Genomic DNA, 18,953 nt, shown 5'->3' on the forward strand with positions numbered 1-18,953 from the left:
AACCTACAGAATACCATCAATGGGCTTTTACGTTTATCCTTCTACGAAGCACTTACCTAAATGTACAGACTAACTCCCAACTGCATTCATCCACTCACAGAGGATTAAATAATCAATATTATGTAAAGATTATTCAAACTACTAAAAAACAACTAACGCCCAATTAGACTCGAATTAAGCCTTAATTGGCTTTCAAAAGATGCCCTTTTGAGGTCTAACTAACGCCCTTTAAGAGTCTAAAAGACGCCCTTTTCAAATCGTATTTGTAAGACCTTGATTATCTGACCGTTACAAAACCCCATTTTTAGCCCAAGTTTAACCGGCAAAATTATTTTTCATAAATTTTCGGGATGTTTTGTGTAGTATCAATTTGATAAATGATTGATAATCAAGTATAGGGTATTGTAACGAGGAGTAAAATCTGATTTGTAGGACACAGCCATATCAAAAATATTTTGTTACTTTGCACTCATGCACGCAAATGTACAGACACGATTCAACCCTGCCACAGGCGACATGGCTCCTTATTATCGCATCAAGGAGTCATATCGTGACGTGCAGGGTCATGTACATTCGCTAATTCTGTTGAACATAGGTTTTGAACCTTCACTTACTGCTGTACAGGTTCGAAAAATTGCATACGCTCTTACCGAACGCTTCAAAACCAGAAGTACACCCTCGCTTTTCAAAGAACGCCTTGAGGGACTTACTCCTATTGAACAGGCAAAGGCTGACGAATGGTGGAGCCGTATGGAGAAAGAAGGTGGAATCGATCGGTTTAATAAGGAAGAGCAGAAGTCGCTGAGAAAATATGAGAACTACATTGACCTCGAGACGGCAAACTATACTGACGCAAGGAATGTTGGTGCAGAGTGGCTCTGCAAGCAGACGATAGACAAGCTGCAGTTAGAGGGTTTTCTGCGCAAAAACGGCTGGACGGAGAATGCGATACACACGGCTTTGTCAGCATTGATTGTTCGCACGGTATATGCAGTCTCTGAACGTTCATCTTATTATTATTTGCGCGATAACTCAGCTGCTGGCGAACTTTACAGTGGAGTTCCTGGCTGGACACCAGGGATCAATTCTCTGTATAAAATCACTGACAAGTTGTATGAACTAAAGGAACAGTTAGAGCGTCATCTGTGCAGCGTTACTGACGATCTCTTTAATATAGACAACAAGTTGATGCTCTTCGACTTAACCAACTTCTATTTCGAGGGTAGTAAGCGTAATAGCGATAAAGCCAAGTTCGGTCGTTCAAAAGAAAAACGCTCTGACTGTAAGCTACTTGTACTTGCATTATGTATCAATAAAGAAGGTTTTATACGTTATTCTTCTATCTTGGAGGGTAATACAGCAGATCCCAAGTCTCTACCCAATATGATTGATACGCTGGCAAAGAGGAATCCATCACGAACCAAGGATACGCTCGTTATCATGGATGCAGGTGTTGCCACGGAAGAGAACTTGGAGTTAATAAAGAAAAAGGGTTACAATTATCTCTGCGTATCTCGTACGAAAATGAAAGACTATACGCTCAGTGATGATAACAAGAGCGTTACAGTAATGGATGCCCGTCGGCAGAAGATAACGCTGAAAGAGGTTAAGACAGAGGATGATGAGGATTATTATCTCGAAATAACATCTCCTTCGAAAGCTATGACAGAGTCGTCCATGAACAGGGTTTGGAGAGAGCGTTTTAAGATGGACCTGCAGAGGATAAACGAAGGAATCTCCAAGAAAGGTGGAACGAAAACCTATGAAAAGGTTGTTGAACGTACAGGACGTGCCATACAGAAGTACCCTTCTATAGCGAAGTTCTACCAGATAAGCTACATAAAAAATGAGAAGAAACCCAAGGAGATGCTACGTGTAGACTGGGAGATAAAAGACCTCTCGGCAATGGAATCTGGTCATGGAGTCTATTTCCTCCGCAGCAATGTCAGGACACTTTCTGAGCGTGTGACATGGGAATACTACAATCTCATCCGTGAGATAGAATGTACGAACAGACAACTAAAGAATGAACTCAACCTCCGTCCTATCTATCATCAGAAAGATGAGCGAAGCGACGCACACCTCTTCTTCGGTTTATTAGCCTACTGGGTGGTAAACACTATCCGTTGTCAATTAAAACGAGAAGGAGAATCCTGTTACTGGACCGAGATAGTACGACGTATGAGTACCCAAAAGCTCGTCACCACAAAAGGGAAGAATCCATTAGGTGAAACCATCGAGATGCGCCAATGTAGTAGTCCTTCGAAGCAAGCAAAACAGATATACGATAAGTTGAACTTAAAACACTCACCATTCAAAAAGAATAAAATTTGTAGGACACAGAGCCCATAAGAAAAACGAGAAAAGTACGGTGACAGTAACAATTAGGCGAAAGTGGGTGTTAAACTTGGGTTAGAGCAATTTTCTATAAACAAAAGGCTTACAGAAGGCGTATTCTGTAATTATTTTTCACAGTCCACAAAACCCAATAAACCATAACTAATAATCAAAGTTATGTAATCTTTATTAGGGATAAGAAAACCTAATCACACAAAAAATCAACAATAAATTACCTATAAATGAGTATTGCCACCTTAACAAGAAGCCAGTACCTTTGCACTCGAAAAATTTTACAGACCGTAATAATAATGATGTTATATAGAATATTAAATAAGGTGATAAGTCTGGCGGAAGACTTGACTTGCCGAAAAGTAAATCAGAAATATGTGTTAAAAGAACATATTTGTATTTATTTACATGCGTGTATAAGATGAGAAATAAATAACAAATGATTAGTTTATTTTAACCAAATCGACTTGCTTTTGTTCTTATCAAATAATATATTTGCGACAGATAATCTAATTTGGCGCGAATAAGATAAATACCATCATTTAAAGCTTTTACTCATTTTTAAATACCAGACAAAGAGATTTTTCTCTTTTAAAAAAATCTAATCAATATTATATTTTATCTAATAAAACCCTTGAAGAGTATGGAATTAAAAAAGACACTCTACTCCCTAATGTTAGGCGGCATTCTTCTTTGCTTGTTCTCATGTGCAAAGGAAGACGAATTTGAAATGCCAACACTGGTGCTTTCTGAAAACAGTATTGCCTTTGACAAAGGCGTAAGCGAAAGAAACATTAGTGTAACAACAAATCAAAACAGCTGGATTGCATCGTCTCCACAGGAAGGCGACTGGCTCTCGCTGGTTCAGGACGGTAACGTACTGAAGGTGAAGGTAACTGAAAACAAGATTGGAACAGAGCGCACAAGCTATGTACTCGTTAACGCCAATGGCGCATCTGGTAAGATTGCTGTGACTCAGAGCGCTGCTGACGTAACGCTTGACGTGGTTCCAAATGCTATCTATCTTCCACAGACAGGTGGTGAGAAGACGATTGACATTACGACGAATTCGTCTGTCTATGACGTAACTACCAGCGAAGAAGTTAGTTGGCTGAAGATTGTTAAGTCTGAGGAAGAAATCAAACTGATTGCTGAACGTAACGATACCTATCAGAAACGTGAGGTGAAACTTTACGCAAAGAGCGGTAGTGTTATCCGTGAGATTGTTGTATCTCAGTCGGGTATTCAACGCTACCTCCTCCCTATTCATCCAGGTGTACCACAGGACGAACATAAGATTATGGACTTTGAGTTGGGTCGTGGTAGCTACCTGCGCGAGTATCAAACAGCTATGCCAGCTTACGGACTTGAGGAGACATACACCTTTATCACGCCTTCTCCTATCTTTACTTTGATTCAGTATTGTAGCACTGATGGTATTAATCCGTCACAGATTATCATGATTGGTGATGGCAGAAAGGCTATTGATGCCGTAAAGGACAAGGCTTTCGATAAGTTCTTGACAGACAATGGCTATGTACGCAGTAATTCTCAGTCTGACAGAGAATATACCAATGACAAGGATTTACTCTCTTTGAAGGTTTATGTATCAGAAAAGGAGAACAACGAAGGTGTAAACCTCACTTTCACACCTATCATGAAGCAGAATGGCGATTACAAGACTTTCAGTAAGTTACCATTCTATCCTCTTGAGCTTCTGCAGAAAGACAACGTGAAGTTGGCACAGATTGAACAATACGAGCAGAAGGCTGGTAGTACAGAAGAAGAGCGTAGCCTCAACGAACATAAGAATACTGAGGTATCACAGATTCAGTATAAACTGAAAGCAAGTACAGACCCTTCTGCAGCCTACGGACGTATTCACATCTTCTACACAACAGACAAGGATGGTGATGCTCCAGACAATCTTGGTAGTGTTCAGATTGGTGCATTACTCTTCAAAGACACCAACCTCGGTGTATGGAAGTACGGTACTAAATGGGTTGCAACCAAAGAAATCAAGAAGGTATTGGGTGATGAGGGCTTCTCTTTCCTCCGCACATCAGGTAATAACCACTTCTTTGTACGTGAAAGCGACCACTTGGTTATTGATGTTACCTGTGTGTTAGACAACAACTCACCTGTTCTCGCATTGCTTTACAGCTACGATCCATCCGTATCGGGCGCAAGTAGTAAAGCCGTAAAGGCACAGGCTAAGATGATTAGAAACTTTGCTGCTGCCAAGAAGGCATTGAAGTTCTAAGCAAATTGTTATACCTTATTTAAATTATTACATGATATGCGTATAATCAATATACATAAGCTGCTGCAGTTCTCCTTGCTATGCCTATTATTAGGAATAGCGGCTGGATGTGCTGAGAATGACAGCTTTGAACAGCCCTATCTGAATGTTTCAGAGAAGGAGATTTCTTTCTCTAATCAGATTGGTGAGAAGACAATTACCGTAAACACGAACTGTAAGGAGTGGATGGCTACGACACCGAAGGCGTGGGTACACCTTACACAAAGCGGAAACGAGATTGCTGTACACCTCGACCCTAATACAACAGGTATGGAGAGAAGTAGCTATATCCTTGTTGATGGTGGACTGGCTGTACAGAAAATCATGGTAATTCAGAGTGCTGCTGACATCACATTAAACTTAAACAATGGTGAGGTAATTCTGCCACAGGCAGGTGGTACGACTACTGTCGACTTGAAGTTGGATGCTACTTCCTATGACCTTACACAGAATGAGCAGCCAGAGTGGATGCAGGTTATCAAGAAAAAGCATGGTTTGAAGTTTATTTCTAAGCCTAATTATGGCACTACGGAAAGAACCACAAAACTAACAATCGCCTTTGCTGGAAAGAACCATGAGGTGGTTGTTAAGCAGCCGGGCGTTGCTACTTTTATCTTGGCTTGTAACCCAGGTAATCCTTATAGTCTGCATAAGATGATGGACTTTGAGTATCGCCGTGGTAGTTTCTTGACGGAATATGGCGGTCCTGATGAGGTAAACGGCATCTTTGAAGAGAGTTACTTCTTCAAGACTCCATCGCCTTTGTTCAAGGATGTGGTCTATGTACACGACACAAAGTATTCTGTTCCAACGCGTATTTACACACGTTCACTGACAAGAGAGGGTGTTAACGCTGTGAAGTCGCAGGCTTTCCAAGAGTTTATGAGAGCCAATGGATACACAAGAGACGAGAAAGACACGAATCATTATGTCAATATAAAGGAAGCTTTCACGATGGATGTAGACATTAGAGAGGAGAACAACAGTGTTGTGTTATTCTTCTATCAGATGCACACACAAGACCGTAGCTACCCTACCTTTAGTAGTCTTGACCTTGGTCCTATAGACCTTTTGAACAAAACTGACAAGAAGATAAGTGATGTAGAAGCTTATGAGGCAGGTAAGAACAGTGAGGAAATGAAGCGACAAATGTCTAAGAGTAATGAGGTTGAGGCTATTCTCTACAAGACAAATGACCCTACACTGATTGCACGTACTTACTTCTTCTACCTTCATAGTGATGCGGCTGTGCCACAAGAGAAGGCTGGAAGCGTTGAACAATACAGCTTGTTCTACAGTCAGCCGAACTTAGGAATATGGCAGTATGGTAATGAATGGTTCGTAACCCATGAGTTTGACAAACTGCTTACCGCTAACAACTTTGAGTTCGTTGGCTACAATGGTAAGCATCATGTCTATGCGCGTCGTTCTGACTATCTGACCTTGGCAATCTCAGGTGGAGAATATGCTGACGTCAATAATGGTAAGGCAGTCATGCAAATTACTGTTCTATACAAGCCAACTGTCTTTGCAGGAAGTAAAGAACAACGTCTGGCAAAGGTAGAACGTATGCTCAAACAATACAATCCAAAGAAATAAAATAAAGGAACATTGATGAGAAAATCGATTATATATCTATGTGCGTGTGCGCTCTCTGGCATGATGGTTACTACCTCATGCCAGGACAGCTTGGACTCGGATGCGGGCGTTTCCAACACACGCTCTGTCAATATTGACAAAGACCTTTTTGCTATAAAAGGCTGTATTAACGTGAAGTTGGCAAAGGGTACAAACGAATCTATACCTTCAACGCGTAGTGGTAGTGTGGAGATGCAGAGCGTCCCATCGGCTATGACTTCTGCAATGCAGTATTCTGGAGCTTATAAGATGGAAAGAGTCTTTAAGCCAGCAGGTATCTATGAAGCACGAACCGTAGCTGAAGGACTCGACCGTTGGTACACAATCTATTTTGATAAGAGCAAAGATGTGGCTGCTGTCTTAGACCAATTCAAGAAAGCTGAAGGTGTTGAATGTGCTGAACGAGTACTACCAATGGCAAGACCAACGGTTAAGATGACTCCTTATAGCGCTCCTGAAGCAAGCATGCAGGGTACAGGAAGCAACTTTGACGACCCTCTTCTTCCGAAACAGTGGCATTACTACAACAACGGTACTATAAATCCACGTGCAGTAAAAGGGGCTGACTGTAATGTTAAACCTGTTTGGGAAAAGTACACAACAGGTAAGAAAAACGTTATTGTTGCCGTTGTTGATGGTGGTATTGACATCACCCACGAGGACTTGAAAGACAATCTTTATGTCAACGAAAAGGAAAAGAACGGTCAACCTAACGTCGATGATGACGGCAATGGCTTTGTTGATGATATCTATGGTTACAACTTTGTAACAGCTAAAGACGTTGTTGGCGGTACTATCGAACCCGATGATGGCGGACACGGAACCCACGTTGCGGGTACTGTTGCTGCCCGCAACAACAACGGAAAGGGTGTGGCTGGTATCGCAGGTGGCGATGGTTCGGCCGATAGTGGTGTTCGCTTGTTGAGTTGTCAGATATTTAGAAACAAAGACGAACAGGGCGATGCGGCTGCTGCCATTAAGTATGCAGCTGACAACGGAGCTGTTATCTGTCAAAACTCATGGGGATATTCCTCTACTGCAGGTGTCACCTCTATGCCTCAGTTGCTGAAAGAAGCTGTGGACTACTTCATCAAGATGGCGGGTTGTGATGCTAACGGCAACCAGCGTCCAGACTCTCCAATGAAGGGTGGTGTGGTAATGTTCGCTGCTGGTAATGAGAACAAAGAGTTCTCTGCTTACCCTGCTTGCTATGCCCCGACGGTCTCCGTCGCAGCAATGGCATGGGACTTCAGTAAGGCAAGTTATAGTAATTACGCAAAATGGGTGACCATTACCGCTCCAGGTGGTGATCAAGACCGCTTCGGAACAGAGGCTGGCGTATTGAGTACAGTACCAAAGAAGAAGGTTGCATCAGGTTATGCTTACTTCCAAGGAACATCAATGGCATGCCCACACGTGTCAGGTATTGCAGCACTCATCGCCTCTTACTTCGGTCGTCAGGGCTTTACAAATGAAGAACTAAAGTCACGTTTGATTACTGCTTATCGCCCTTATAACATCGATGAACAAAACCCAACCTACAAAGGTAAGTTAGGTAAGGGTTATATTGATGCCGAAGCAGCTTTTGAATCAGACACAAAGATAGCTCCAGAGAAGGTGGGTACACTCACGCTCAAGCCCGATTTCGTAGACATCAATGCGGAGTGGAGCATCGCCAAGGACGAGGATAAGACTGCAGCCTTCTATCGACTCTATATTGCTCAGGGTGAATTGACGGCTGATAAACTCAAGGATATGACCTACAGAGAAATCAATGGCATGGGTCATAGCTTGGGTGAGACACTTAAGTATGACTTTGATGACTTGAAAGACAACACCACCTATAGCGTTGCAGTGGTAGCAGTAGACCGTTGGGGCAACCTCTCTGAGCCACAGATTCAGAAGTGTACGACCAAACTCAACCATGCTCCAGAGGCGACAAACTTCCCAACAGAGGCAATAGAGGTCATGGAGAACGATCGTAAATCATTCTCTTTCAACGTTGCTGACCCTGATGGTCACAACTGGGACATCAAAGCTACGGGTGAGACAAAGGGCATTTCTTACACAGTGAAGGGCAATACTGTGACCGTCAACCTCGTTCCTGTGCTCGAAGCTGGTAGTTACAACTGCACCTTTATACTCTCAGATGACTTAGGAGCAAAGGCGGAGAAGAGTTTTACATTTAAGATTGTGAAGTACATCCCGCCACAGTTAACAAAGCCTTTCGAGAACTATATCATCGGATTGGACGAGGGAGTAGTAACGATTCCATTGACTGGTCATTACACACATAGTAGCAATACTCAGCTTACTTACAAAGCCACAGCTGCCAATGGTAGTATCGCTGCAGCTACTATCAGCAATGACAACCTTCAATTGAAGGGAATGGCAAAGGGTGTTACACGCATCAGCATCGCTGCTACAGACGGTCGTGAGACATCTTCTGATGGCTCTTTCCAAGTACGAGTTGTTGAAAAGAAGTCGGCTCCTGTCTATGCCGTCTACCCTATTCCAGTACAGAGAGACATCCACACCCTACTCAATCCAGAGATAAAACAGGCTGAACTCGTTATCAGTTCTACTGTGGGTGAGCGTCTGATGAAGGCTACTGTAACTCCAGATAAGAACAACGTAGCCACACTTGACCTTTCTAAACTAAATCCTGGAACGTATAAACTGACCGTATATACCAGTAAGGGCAACCATACCCAGATGTTCATTAAACGATAAACACAACAAGTATGAATACAAAACATATCATTCTCATGGCTTGCGCAGCACTCCTCGGTGCTACGCAGGCTAATGCTCAGGGACAAGATCTCTCGATATTAACAGCGAATACCGATGCCCGAACAGCCGCTATGGGTAATGCGTCGGCTGCTGCTGAGGGCATGTATCTATACAACAATCCAGCTGCTATCTTCGCAACTGATAAGAAGTTCACCGCAGATGTTTCTGCCGCTCTCTTTGAAAAGACTGAGGGTGCCGAAGGAACCTTTGCCATTTACGCGCTTTCTGCTGGCTATAAGTTGGCTAAGCGTCATGCAGTCTTCGCTGGTTTCCGTTATGCTGGAGGACTAAGTCTAAAGGGTTCCGACCTCTTGGGCAATCCAACCAAGGACTATAAGCCTTATAACTGGACCCTCGACTTGGGTTATACCTATTTCTTAGGTAAGGGATTCGCTGCTTATGCAACAGGAAGTCTTATCTATAGTCACCTCTCTAAGAATGCTACAGGTGCTGCTTTCAGCGTGGGTGGAGCCTATCAAAACAACGAGTTGACCCTTGCCAACAAACCTGCCAACCTCATGCTCGATGCGAAGGTGGGTGCCATTGGTCCTCAACTCGACTATGGTAACAAGCACAAAACGACGCTCCCAACCTATCTTGCCGTAGGTGGTGCGCTGTCTGTAGAGGTAGCAGAGAAGCATCAAGTTGCTGCAGCCTTGTCTTCTCGTTACTTCTTCCAACCTTTAGAAGCCAAACTCTTTATGCTTGGTGGCGGACTTGAATACACCTATAATAAGATGGCATCAGTACGTGCAGGCTATGAGTATGGTGACCACGACCTTAGCCATGTTACTATGGGTGCAGGCTTCAAGTACCATGGCTTACGTCTGAACGGAGCATATAACCTAAAGACAGCAGATGCAGGAAGTAGCTACTGCACCATAGGTATTGGTTACGACTTCTAAAACAAGGACAAACAATATAAATTATTTAATCAAAAGTAACAGTTATGAAAAGAACTTTATTCTCAATTTGTGCATTAGTACTGAGCCTTACAGCTTCCGCTCAGATAATAAAAGACACACCTAAAGGTAAGCTGATTGAAAACCTGTATCGCTCAAGCAAGTCTTGGGTTAAGAAGGGTTGGACTGGTACACAAGCAGGCAGATATGAAGGCTTGGTATCTAAGATTGTTATCGGTGAAGATGGCTGTATTTACATTTACAATCCACTATCAGGCCTCGACAGTAAGTCATGGTTGAAGCTTGAGAGACAACCTGATGGCAAGTATAGAGCAAAGCTACCACAGGATATCCTTACAGACGACTATGGTGGGGACGATGATGAGGAGGAAAGTAGTGAGCGTACTATCTCTCTTAATCGTTTGGTTTCTTCTGATGATGGAAAGAATTACGAGCCTGTTGGTACAGCTTTGAACTACGTAGATTTCACAGTGGAAGGAAGAACACTCAAGATGTCTGGTATGGGTCAGAAGAAGCAAATATGGGGTGCTACCTATAATAATAGCTGGCTAAATAACTATGGTGGCGACTGGGCTCTTACGATTGAACCACTTAAAGAGCAGCTTATTACACCACCAGCTACAGCTACAAAGAGCCAGTACACCGTTACTTCTAAGTCTGATCCTTCACCACGTATTGTTGAAGTAATGACCGATAATAACGATATCTATGTCAAGGGCTTGTTCAAGGCTGAGAAACTCGCAAACGTTTGGGTGAAACTTACCAAGCAGGGCGACAAGGCTGTCATGTCTACTAATCAGTATTTGGGTATTACCCAGAAGACAGACTTTAAGAAATACGATAGCGATAAGTCGGAATATCACACCTTTGCAGCTGCTTTCGAGAGTGAAACCAAGGCTGCAGAGAACCTTGAGTTCAGCATTGATGCAACTGGTAAACTGACTGCTTCTAAGCTTCTTAGAACTTCTTTAGGTAGAGCAAGTAATGATAACATTACTGGTGAAGACTATATAGAGAGCTATGAAGCTCTTACCTTGACTCCTTACGTTCAGAAGGAGGTTGGAGCCCCAGCGACACCAGAATACTTCTATTTAACATCTACTCCAAACTACGACAACACTTCTAATGAGATTAAGTTAGCATTCTATGTAAAGAACGCAGATGTTAACGGCAACGTTCTCAACCCAGAGAAGATGTACTACAATGTCTATGTTAATGGCAGTACAGAACCTTTCAAGTTCAAGAAGACTGAAAGTCTGTACCGTGACATGCATGAGGACGAAATGACTAATATTCCTTTCAACTACAAGGACAAGAGAAATTATGACTTCAAGGTTATCGATAACCTACGTATTCTTCACTTCTATGATAGTTCTATCACACGCCTCAAGGTCGTAATGGTTTATGAGTCTGACGGCAAGAAGTATTCAAGTGAGCCAATGGTTGCTACACTTCCTACCGATGGTATTGAGAGTGCAAACTTCAACAAGACTACAACAGAAAAGTATTACACCGTTGATGGTCGACAGATTCAGAAGCTACAGAAGGGTCTTAACATCATCAAGTCTTCTGATGGTACTACACGTAAGGTGGTTGTCAAGTAAACAAGTTGACGAGTTGACGAGTTAACAAGTTGCTTGTATAGTTGGCAAGTGAACGAGTTAACGAGTAAACAAGTTGCTTGTGTAGTTGACAAGTGAACAGGTTTACAAAATAATTGTATAGTTGGCAAGCAAACGAGTAAATAGTTATATCTATTATAACTAACAACTCGCTTACTTGCCAACTTTTGTATTTGAGAAAGACTGATATAATTCAAAATCTATAATTATGATTACTGCTTTAATTCAGAATTCATAATTCAAAATCCATAATTATGATTACTGACAAAGATAAAGTTTAAAGCTCACTATTCAAATCATAAAGTTCAATGTTCAAAACTCAAAGTTCAAAGGTCTAAGTGTCTTCGTGTCTTCGTGTTATTTGCGCTATTCGTAGTTATTAAAGGTTCAAATCATAAAGTTCAATGTTAAAACCTCAAAGGTCAAAGACTCACTGGGGTATCTCGCTATCTACTCCCCTTCCCTTGGGGGAGGGGTAAGGGGGAGGGGCTACTTCTCCTTCCCCTTCCCCTTCTCCTTCCCCTTCTCCTTTTTCTTTGTTTTGTCACATTTTTTCGCACACTTCAAATCTGACACATGCTCTTTTAGCTTACAATTAACGCCCAATTGGCTTGCAAAAGATGCCCTTTTGAGCTCCAACTAACGCCCTTTTGGACCCTTACTAACGCCCTTATAAAACACAATCTTACAAGTATTTGATTCTCTGCAAGTTACAAGACCACCAAGATTAGCCCTTTTAAGACCATTTTTCGACCCAAAACACACCGACTTTTGTAAACATATTTCACTCCAACCCTACATTATCAACTAATTACCTCACCCCCAAAAAACCTGTTAAACATGTTACCCTGTCTCCTTGTTCCCCTGTTACTCTGTCTCCCATTACCCTGTCCACAAACAACTTGTTTACTCGTCAACTCGTTAACTTGTCTAACCCATTTGTTTTATCAACACAGCACCAATACGCTCAACGATACCAGTTACCAGTGCATTTCCCATTAGGAAAGCACGACGCATATCTGACACTCCTTCCGTATGATAATCTGGGAACATATTTAGCCGTTCTAACTCGAGTGGGGTAAGACGTCGATAACGTCCGTTGGGAGTATAAACAACATGTTTGAAGCGGGACGGTCCTTTACCTCCTTCACCTGTAATGATAGTACGTGACGGACGGTCAAGAAAGTCTGGAAAAGCCAAACTTCCCTCTGAATAGTTGTATTCGTAACCAGTTGTTTTATTAACTCTTTTCTCTGTTTTACTTCCTTTCAAGTATTCCCAGCGCGGTAGTTCTTCTTCAGGAATAAAGAACTCTGCTGGTATTTCTTTATCATCTAACAGTATATCACCCAACGTTAATAGCGGACCATCGTATTTTGCCTTAGCTTCAAGAGTTGTGACCTCCCTATTCTTCATAATACCTACATTCTCAAAAGGTGATTCCTTCTTACCTTTATTAAATGAGGATGAAACGGTAGACAAATCTCCTTCTATACGAAAACTTGTCTGTTGGTTTTTATAATCAATGCTCAATGGAAAAGCCTGTGCCATTACACCTTTAGACAGAATCCACTCCAAAGGGTTGTCTATCTGCTTAGTCATAGCAAGGTCATTCTTGTAACCTATGATATAAGTACGCTTACGACGTTGTGGCATACCATAGTCTGCAGCATTGATAATACGCCATTCTACAGTATAGCCAAGGTCATTTAATGAAGCAAGAATAATAGCAAAATCACGTCCACGCTGTGAAGCAGGCGACTTCAAGAGTCTATCTACGTTCTCAAAAAGCAAGTAGTTAGGCTTTTGTTTCATCTCGTCTAAGATTCGATATATCTGCCACCATAACACACCTTTCTTACCTTCAATACCGCCCGAACGCTTCAGAGTTGTTGCAACAGAATAGTCTTGGCATGGAAATCCGCCAACAAGCAAATCACATTGTGGTATCTCACTTGTTGGGACTGTTGCTATATCCTCGTTGCTGTGTCCTTGTTCTCCAAATCTATGGCAATACACTATAGAAGCATCCTGCCGCTTTGTAGATGGTTCCCACTGATTACTCCATATCGTTTTGTAATGCTCGGAAGCACGTTCTAATCCTACACGAAAGCCTCCAACACCTGCAAACAATTCTACAACTCGAATATCATCTTGTTTAGTTATAATATTAGAATCTACAGAGAATAGAGATAGTTCACGTATTGATTGTACCGTTTTCTTACAGTATTCTGCAATAGGTTCACATAGCACCCAATCGCCTTGATTTATACTGTATGTATTATTCTTTGTAGACATATTTATTTATTATTTTCAATAATGTTTGTTACGTATTCTTTGTTAAACCAATAACAGTATTTATCCGCTTTTCCTCCATTAGGATTATCTGCAGCGCCAAGATAACTGTTTTTTGTACCCTTTGGACGGACATGAAAGTGTTTGCCGTTTTTATTACTCCAACCAGCTTTCCAAAAGTAATCAAGTCCTATTTCATTTCTCAGTACATGTTTTCTGATGTCTAGCCAGTACTCCTCTGCTATTTTTAAGTCTTTTTGAGACATAGTCCAAAAGAAAGCCTTTTCTAAAATCATTGGTCCATAATCAAAGTGGAAACTTCCTGACTGAATATTCGGATGACGAAAAACCATAAAGAGGAATCTGCTAGAGAAAAGTTCATAGGTTGTTGAATCAAACCAATTATCATTATTGTATAACTCTTCATAATCAATATTCTCATACGACATAGCCTCTTTAAGTCTATTGTTTGAAAATACCGGTATTGTCTTCAGCCTTAAACCTGATTTAACAAATTCATCTGCCTTTTCTATATGTTGCTTACCACGTCCGTTAAATTTACCATCAGAGACTATCAAACATGATACCACATAATTGATATCTTTTGCATTAACCATCAAACCTGGCTGGTAATAATCAATAATATCTTGAACAGACTTTCCTATCCAAGGTTTAATTCTTTTCAATATAATGCCCTCTAGGGTGTCTCCTTTCAAATCAGTTTCTGACACAAGCCCTGTAGCTATTGAGGGAATCTCTATATTACTGACATCACTCCTTTTCTGATCTTTCACGTAGGAAAGTATCGTACGCATATAAGCTGGCTTCAAAGAGAAGGCACGTCTTGGTGCAGGGATATCAGAAAAAGGCTGTTTCCTATCTTTTTCTCCTTTTTTTCCTTTACGGCATGCAGCAAGGTAATCAGTATCTCCCTCTGACAGTTCGTGAGCTTCACCTTTCTTAATCTTATTGACAATAGTATCAAAATCTTGTCTTATAATTAACAAGTCTTTTTCTGGTAATTGCCAAATTACCGTATAGATATATCGTAAATCCCACTTACTTACACCTTTTTCATAAAGGTAGAATATAAGTAACATTATACGACACTTTAGATAAAAGAGAGATGTTTCAAACTGCTCGTTAACAACAGAACAGTAATCTATCATATCACAAACTAATCGTTCTTTTATCTGTAATTCTCCACCTTTGTTTTTCTTTAAGCCTGTTGCTTTCAGCTCTAATCCAGCCTCTTGAAAATCTGGAGTAGGGTCGTTGTTAATATCATACTTGAAGTAGTATTTTTCTATCATCTGTCCAAGACCACCTTTGCCTTGTCCTTGTAGATTCAGCTCCTTAAATAATGATTTATCAACAACTTCATTCAATGAATGCCCTATCAATCTTTTACTATATTCAAAGATTGAGGCAATACTTGTCTTATCGTACCCAAGGTTTTCCATTAATGACTTGATCTTTTGTTCACAAATATACAAACTTTTATAAACGTATTGTATTATTGGTTTAATTAGTTTATTTTTGATCACAAATTTTAGATCATTAACCAAGATTTAATCTTAAAATCTATATTAGCCATATACTATTCGGCATAGATATAGACACCTATACTAGGATAGAAACTTGTAATTCTAACGTAAGGGAGTTTCTTGGAATAGTCTTTTATAAACAAGTTACAAACAACTTATCTTTGTTCGTGGATTATTAGTTGATTATGACTATATTTGCATCGGAGAAGAAATATTCATCAATATACCTCCATAAAATGTAATCTTATAATAAAAGCAGAAATGAAACATATAACTTTAATCTTTTCTCTGATTTTGATAAGCTTGGCATCTGGTTGGTGTGAAAGTCAAAAGGAAATAGACTTTCTGAATAAGCAAAACAGAACTTCTACCCTATTATTATCGGACGGTGAGAAGACGTTGTTGCCTTACTTCTCTGGTGAGAATGCAACAGATTTATATACAGTTTATTTCCTTGGGCGTACAGAGAGAGAACGTCAATATTGGGATGTATATAATAAAAAAGGATTTTGGAAAGGCAAAGATAGTGAGCGGATACATCTGTACACCAAAGAGATAGAACAATATCTCAATGCGAAAAGAGAACAATATTATATCTTTTCTATTTGTATTAAAAAGAGTATGATAAAGGAAAACGCTGAAGATGAGTTTCAACCAAATAGTAACGCAATCTATAAAACCTATCTATTAACTGATGGGGAATGGATTATAGCAGATAGTTTCAACGTAAAAAACACTCCCAAAGAGACAGCAGACTATTTAATAAATATCATAAAGAAAAGAAGAAACATAAACGTTAAGACTCCCAAAAGAATCTACTAATAGTTGGTATTAACCTTTATGATATAAAAGAACTTGCATACTACATATATTTATACGCTTTAACTCTTTGCATTCCTTCCATGAATTGGCTATCTTTGCAACAGAAAACTCATTCATCAATTTGCTTCAAAAAGAATGAAAAAGATATTGTTATTACTGATGCTAATGATGTCGTTGCTTACTATTCATGCGCAAGCACCGACGATAGGAGGCGAATGGAAGGACAGCACGGGCAAACATATTAATGCACACGGCGGAAACATCATTCGCTATAAGGATACGTATTATTGGTATGGTGAGAGCCGTTCAGCGGATGGGAAGCCATATAGCTCGCTGGGAGTCAGCTGTTATACATCAAAGAATCTAACGAACTGGACGAACAGGGGGCTGGTGCTGCCTGTGAGCAATGAAGCAGGTAGCGACATCGAAGGAGGCTGTATCATTGAGCGACCAAAGGTGTTATATAATAAGCAGACACGGAAGTTTGTGATGTGGTTCCACTTGGAGTTGAAAGGACGTGGCTATGGGGCAGCTCGTGCTGGAGTTGCAGTGAGCGCCACACCACTTGGTCCATTCCGTTTTGTGCGGTCGGGACGTGTCAATGCAGGAATCTATCCAATAGGCTTCTCAAAGACTGACACAACAGACTTACGACAGCGGCTTCATGAGCCAGAAGATAAAGCATGGTGGACGCCTGCTTGGTACAAACAGATAGAGCGTGGAATGTTCTTTATGCGTGACTTGGAAGGCGGTCAGATGTCACGTGACATGACGATTTTTGTCGATGATGACGGTAAGGCATATCATATCTATTCATCGGAGGATAACCTCACCCTACATATTGCACAGCTCACTGACGACTATATGCAACATAATGGTACGTTTATACGTGTTGCAGCAGGAGGTCAGAATGAGGCTCCGACAATCTTCAAGAAAGACGATATATACTGGATGATAACAAGCGGTTGCACTGGTTGGGCACCAAATGCTGCTCGAATGTTCCGTGCAAAGAATATCTTTGGACCATGGGAACAATTGCCTAACCCCTGCCGTGGCGATGGTGCTGACAAGACTTTTGGTGCACAGGGTACATATATCTATAAGATTGAGACGACAGCAGCGAAGAAATTGTTTGGTGGTGCAGAGTATGTTTTTATGGCGGATATATGGAACCCAAAGCAGCTGAGTGATAGTAGACATCTTTGGTTACCCATTCGCTTTGAAGAGGGAAAGCCAGTGATACAGAAGTAATTCAGAATTCAGAATTCAGAATTCAAAATTATGATTACTTTGATAATTCAGAATTATTCGAACAAAGTTCTTATCAGTACGTCATAATTATGATTACCGATGTTGGAAAGGTCAAAATCAAATTTCAAACTTCAAAGATCAAAGGTCATAGGTCAAACCTCAAAAATCAAAGAATAAAAGAGTCAGACACCGTTGTCCGACTCTTTTATATACAATTTCTTTATGGCATAACCTTATTGAAGATCCTTCATTGTAACAGGCTGAGCAAGAGTAGCAAACTCAAGACCACCAGTGGTACACTCGATACCCTTAGCAGCATCCTTAATCTTATTGCCATTTACGGTCTCTGAGCCATCCATCTTGAAATAGAGTTCCAAGCCGTCAGACTTAGGATTAACACCTAACATATTCTGCTTAATCTGATTCTCGGTACGAGCAACACTCCATACACGAACCTCACTCATATAACCATAGAATGGACGCTCACCCCAAGGGAAGCCCGGAATCTTACCAATGTTGAAGCCAACATCAGCGTTAGGATCGAAACCAGAGATGTTCCATGCAGACTCCGCCCACTTCGTACCATTAAGGTACATAACGGTCTTACCCGTTGCTTGATCGAAGGTTACTGCCACATGATACCACTTATAAATCTGAAGTTTCTCAGGTGCTTCGTAGTGCTGTCTACCTGCTATCTGAAGAATACCAGCAGAGATTCCACCACCAACATCACCAACACGGAAAATCATCAGACCCTCAGAACCCATGATGGTACAGTTGCTGCCCCACCAGATAGAATGAACTAAAGCCTCGTAAGTAAATGACTTAAAGTAGGTTCCAGCAGGGAACTTCACAGAGATATACTTGTTATAGAAATCACCAGCCTTCGTAATCTTGACAGGTTTAGCCAAAACAATATACTCAACGTCCTCGCCATCAATGACAGGTGTAGAAGCAGAATGAAGCTTGATAGGCAACATATAGTTCTTACCAGCCTCTAACTGATCAAGATTATTAAGCGTCAACGACACCTTGTCAGCGTAGATGCTTCCTGCAGCTATCGTTGAAGAAGTCTTACTGAACGTAACATTCTGATGCTTGAAAGCAACATAGTCTGTTCCATACTTGCTATTATAAAGAGCAACCAGTGATGAGTCGGCAAGTGAATAAGAAACATCCACCGCCTCACCTTGCTTATTAGAAAGGCGAGAAGCAATATCAACATCTAAGCTTGAACCAGTGTCTGGCATTTCGACTTTCTGCAGATTACCATCAAAATAGACCTTCTGCTTCAACAAATCGCTCTCACTGTCCTGGCAACTCACCACACAGCATGCGGCAAACGCCACAGCAATATGTTTGAAAATATGCTTATTCATATTTGTATTCTATTAAAATTATTATGTGAGAT

The 18,953-nt window shown here is 41.0% G+C and carries 11 protein-coding genes; 8 read left to right on the top strand and 3 right to left on the bottom strand.

All coding sequences use genetic code 11. From position 1 onward, the window contains the following. The first annotated feature begins 471 nt into the window (after positions 1–471). The 6 genes from FIU21_RS01990 to FIU21_RS02015 all read left to right on the top strand — a co-directional run bounded on the left by FIU21_RS01990 (position 472) and on the right by FIU21_RS02015 (position 11,609). Positions 472–2,352, top strand: coding sequence for an IS1634 family transposase (locus FIU21_RS01990; protein WP_172891284.1), 1,881 nt, complete (start codon positions 472–474; stop codon positions 2,350–2,352). A 640-nt stretch (positions 2,353–2,992) separates the two neighbouring features. Next, positions 2,993–4,612 (top strand): BACON domain-containing protein, encoded by a 1,620-nt coding sequence (locus FIU21_RS01995; RefSeq protein WP_004359642.1) that lies wholly within the window; start codon positions 2,993–2,995, stop codon positions 4,610–4,612. A gap of 36 nt (positions 4,613–4,648) precedes the next feature. Next, a complete protein-coding gene (locus FIU21_RS02000; protein ID WP_004359643.1) occupies positions 4,649–6,250 on the top strand; it encodes a BACON domain-containing protein in 1,602 nt (533 codons plus the stop codon). A gap of 15 nt (positions 6,251–6,265) precedes the next feature. After that, positions 6,266–9,022, top strand: a complete 2,757-nt coding sequence (locus FIU21_RS02005) for a S8 family serine peptidase (protein WP_036885983.1) — start codon at positions 6,266–6,268, stop codon at positions 9,020–9,022. A gap of 11 nt (positions 9,023–9,033) precedes the next feature. Then, the gene (locus FIU21_RS02010; protein ID WP_004359645.1) at positions 9,034–9,987 is read left to right on the top strand and encodes a PorV/PorQ family protein; all 954 of its coding nucleotides are present in this window, start codon (positions 9,034–9,036) and stop codon (positions 9,985–9,987) included. A 44-nt stretch (positions 9,988–10,031) separates the two neighbouring features. After that, the gene (locus FIU21_RS02015; protein ID WP_004359646.1) at positions 10,032–11,609 is read left to right on the top strand and encodes a hypothetical protein; all 1,578 of its coding nucleotides are present in this window, start codon (positions 10,032–10,034) and stop codon (positions 11,607–11,609) included. Between the two features lie 948 nt (positions 11,610–12,557). Here FIU21_RS02015 and dcm read toward each other — a convergent pair. Together dcm and FIU21_RS02025 are read right to left on the bottom strand one after the other, a co-directional pair. Continuing rightward, entirely contained in the window at positions 12,558–13,925 is a 1,368-nt protein-coding gene (gene dcm / locus FIU21_RS02020; protein WP_172891285.1) for a DNA (cytosine-5-)-methyltransferase, read from the bottom strand. 2 nt (positions 13,926–13,927) lie between these two features. Beyond that, the gene (locus FIU21_RS02025; protein ID WP_004359647.1) at positions 13,928–15,385 is read right to left on the bottom strand and encodes a Sau3AI family type II restriction endonuclease; all 1,458 of its coding nucleotides are present in this window, start codon (positions 15,383–15,385) and stop codon (positions 13,928–13,930) included. Between the two features lie 345 nt (positions 15,386–15,730). On the opposite strand from FIU21_RS02025, the gene FIU21_RS02030 reads away from it, so the two are divergent. Then, complete coding sequence (locus tag FIU21_RS02030; RefSeq protein ID WP_004359648.1) at positions 15,731–16,291, top strand: hypothetical protein; 561 nt, start codon at positions 15,731–15,733, stop codon at positions 16,289–16,291. 135 nt (positions 16,292–16,426) lie between these two features. After that, positions 16,427–17,542 (top strand): glycoside hydrolase family 43 protein, encoded by a 1,116-nt coding sequence (locus FIU21_RS02035; protein WP_004359649.1) that lies wholly within the window; start codon positions 16,427–16,429, stop codon positions 17,540–17,542. Positions 17,543–17,775: 233 nt separating this feature from the next. On the opposite strand, the gene FIU21_RS02040 is transcribed toward FIU21_RS02035, so the two are convergent. After that, complete coding sequence (locus FIU21_RS02040; protein WP_004359650.1) at positions 17,776–18,921, bottom strand: DUF1735 and LamG domain-containing protein; 1,146 nt, start codon at positions 18,919–18,921, stop codon at positions 17,776–17,778. Positions 18,922–18,953: the final 32 nt, after the last annotated feature.

Origin of the sequence: Prevotella melaninogenica (assembly GCF_013267595.1) — a bacterium.
GTDB lineage: Bacteria > Bacteroidota > Bacteroidia > Bacteroidales > Bacteroidaceae > Prevotella > Prevotella melaninogenica_D.

Coding starts and splice junctions, on each gene's coding strand:
- FIU21_RS01990 (WP_172891284.1), top strand. CDS start 472: ATGCACGCAAATGTACAGACACGATTCAACCCTGCCACAGGCGACATG.
- FIU21_RS01995 (WP_004359642.1), top strand. CDS start 2,993: ATGGAATTAAAAAAGACACTCTACTCCCTAATGTTAGGCGGCATTCTT.
- FIU21_RS02000 (WP_004359643.1), top strand. CDS start 4,649: ATGCGTATAATCAATATACATAAGCTGCTGCAGTTCTCCTTGCTATGC.
- FIU21_RS02005 (WP_036885983.1), top strand. CDS start 6,266: ATGAGAAAATCGATTATATATCTATGTGCGTGTGCGCTCTCTGGCATG.
- FIU21_RS02010 (WP_004359645.1), top strand. CDS start 9,034: ATGAATACAAAACATATCATTCTCATGGCTTGCGCAGCACTCCTCGGT.
- FIU21_RS02015 (WP_004359646.1), top strand. CDS start 10,032: ATGAAAAGAACTTTATTCTCAATTTGTGCATTAGTACTGAGCCTTACA.
- dcm (WP_172891285.1), bottom strand. CDS start 13,925: ATGTCTACAAAGAATAATACATACAGTATAAATCAAGGCGATTGGGTG.
- FIU21_RS02025 (WP_004359647.1), bottom strand. CDS start 15,385: ATGGAAAACCTTGGGTACGATAAGACAAGTATTGCCTCAATCTTTGAA.
- FIU21_RS02030 (WP_004359648.1), top strand. CDS start 15,731: ATGAAACATATAACTTTAATCTTTTCTCTGATTTTGATAAGCTTGGCA.
- FIU21_RS02035 (WP_004359649.1), top strand. CDS start 16,427: ATGAAAAAGATATTGTTATTACTGATGCTAATGATGTCGTTGCTTACT.
- FIU21_RS02040 (WP_004359650.1), bottom strand. CDS start 18,921: ATGAATAAGCATATTTTCAAACATATTGCTGTGGCGTTTGCCGCATGC.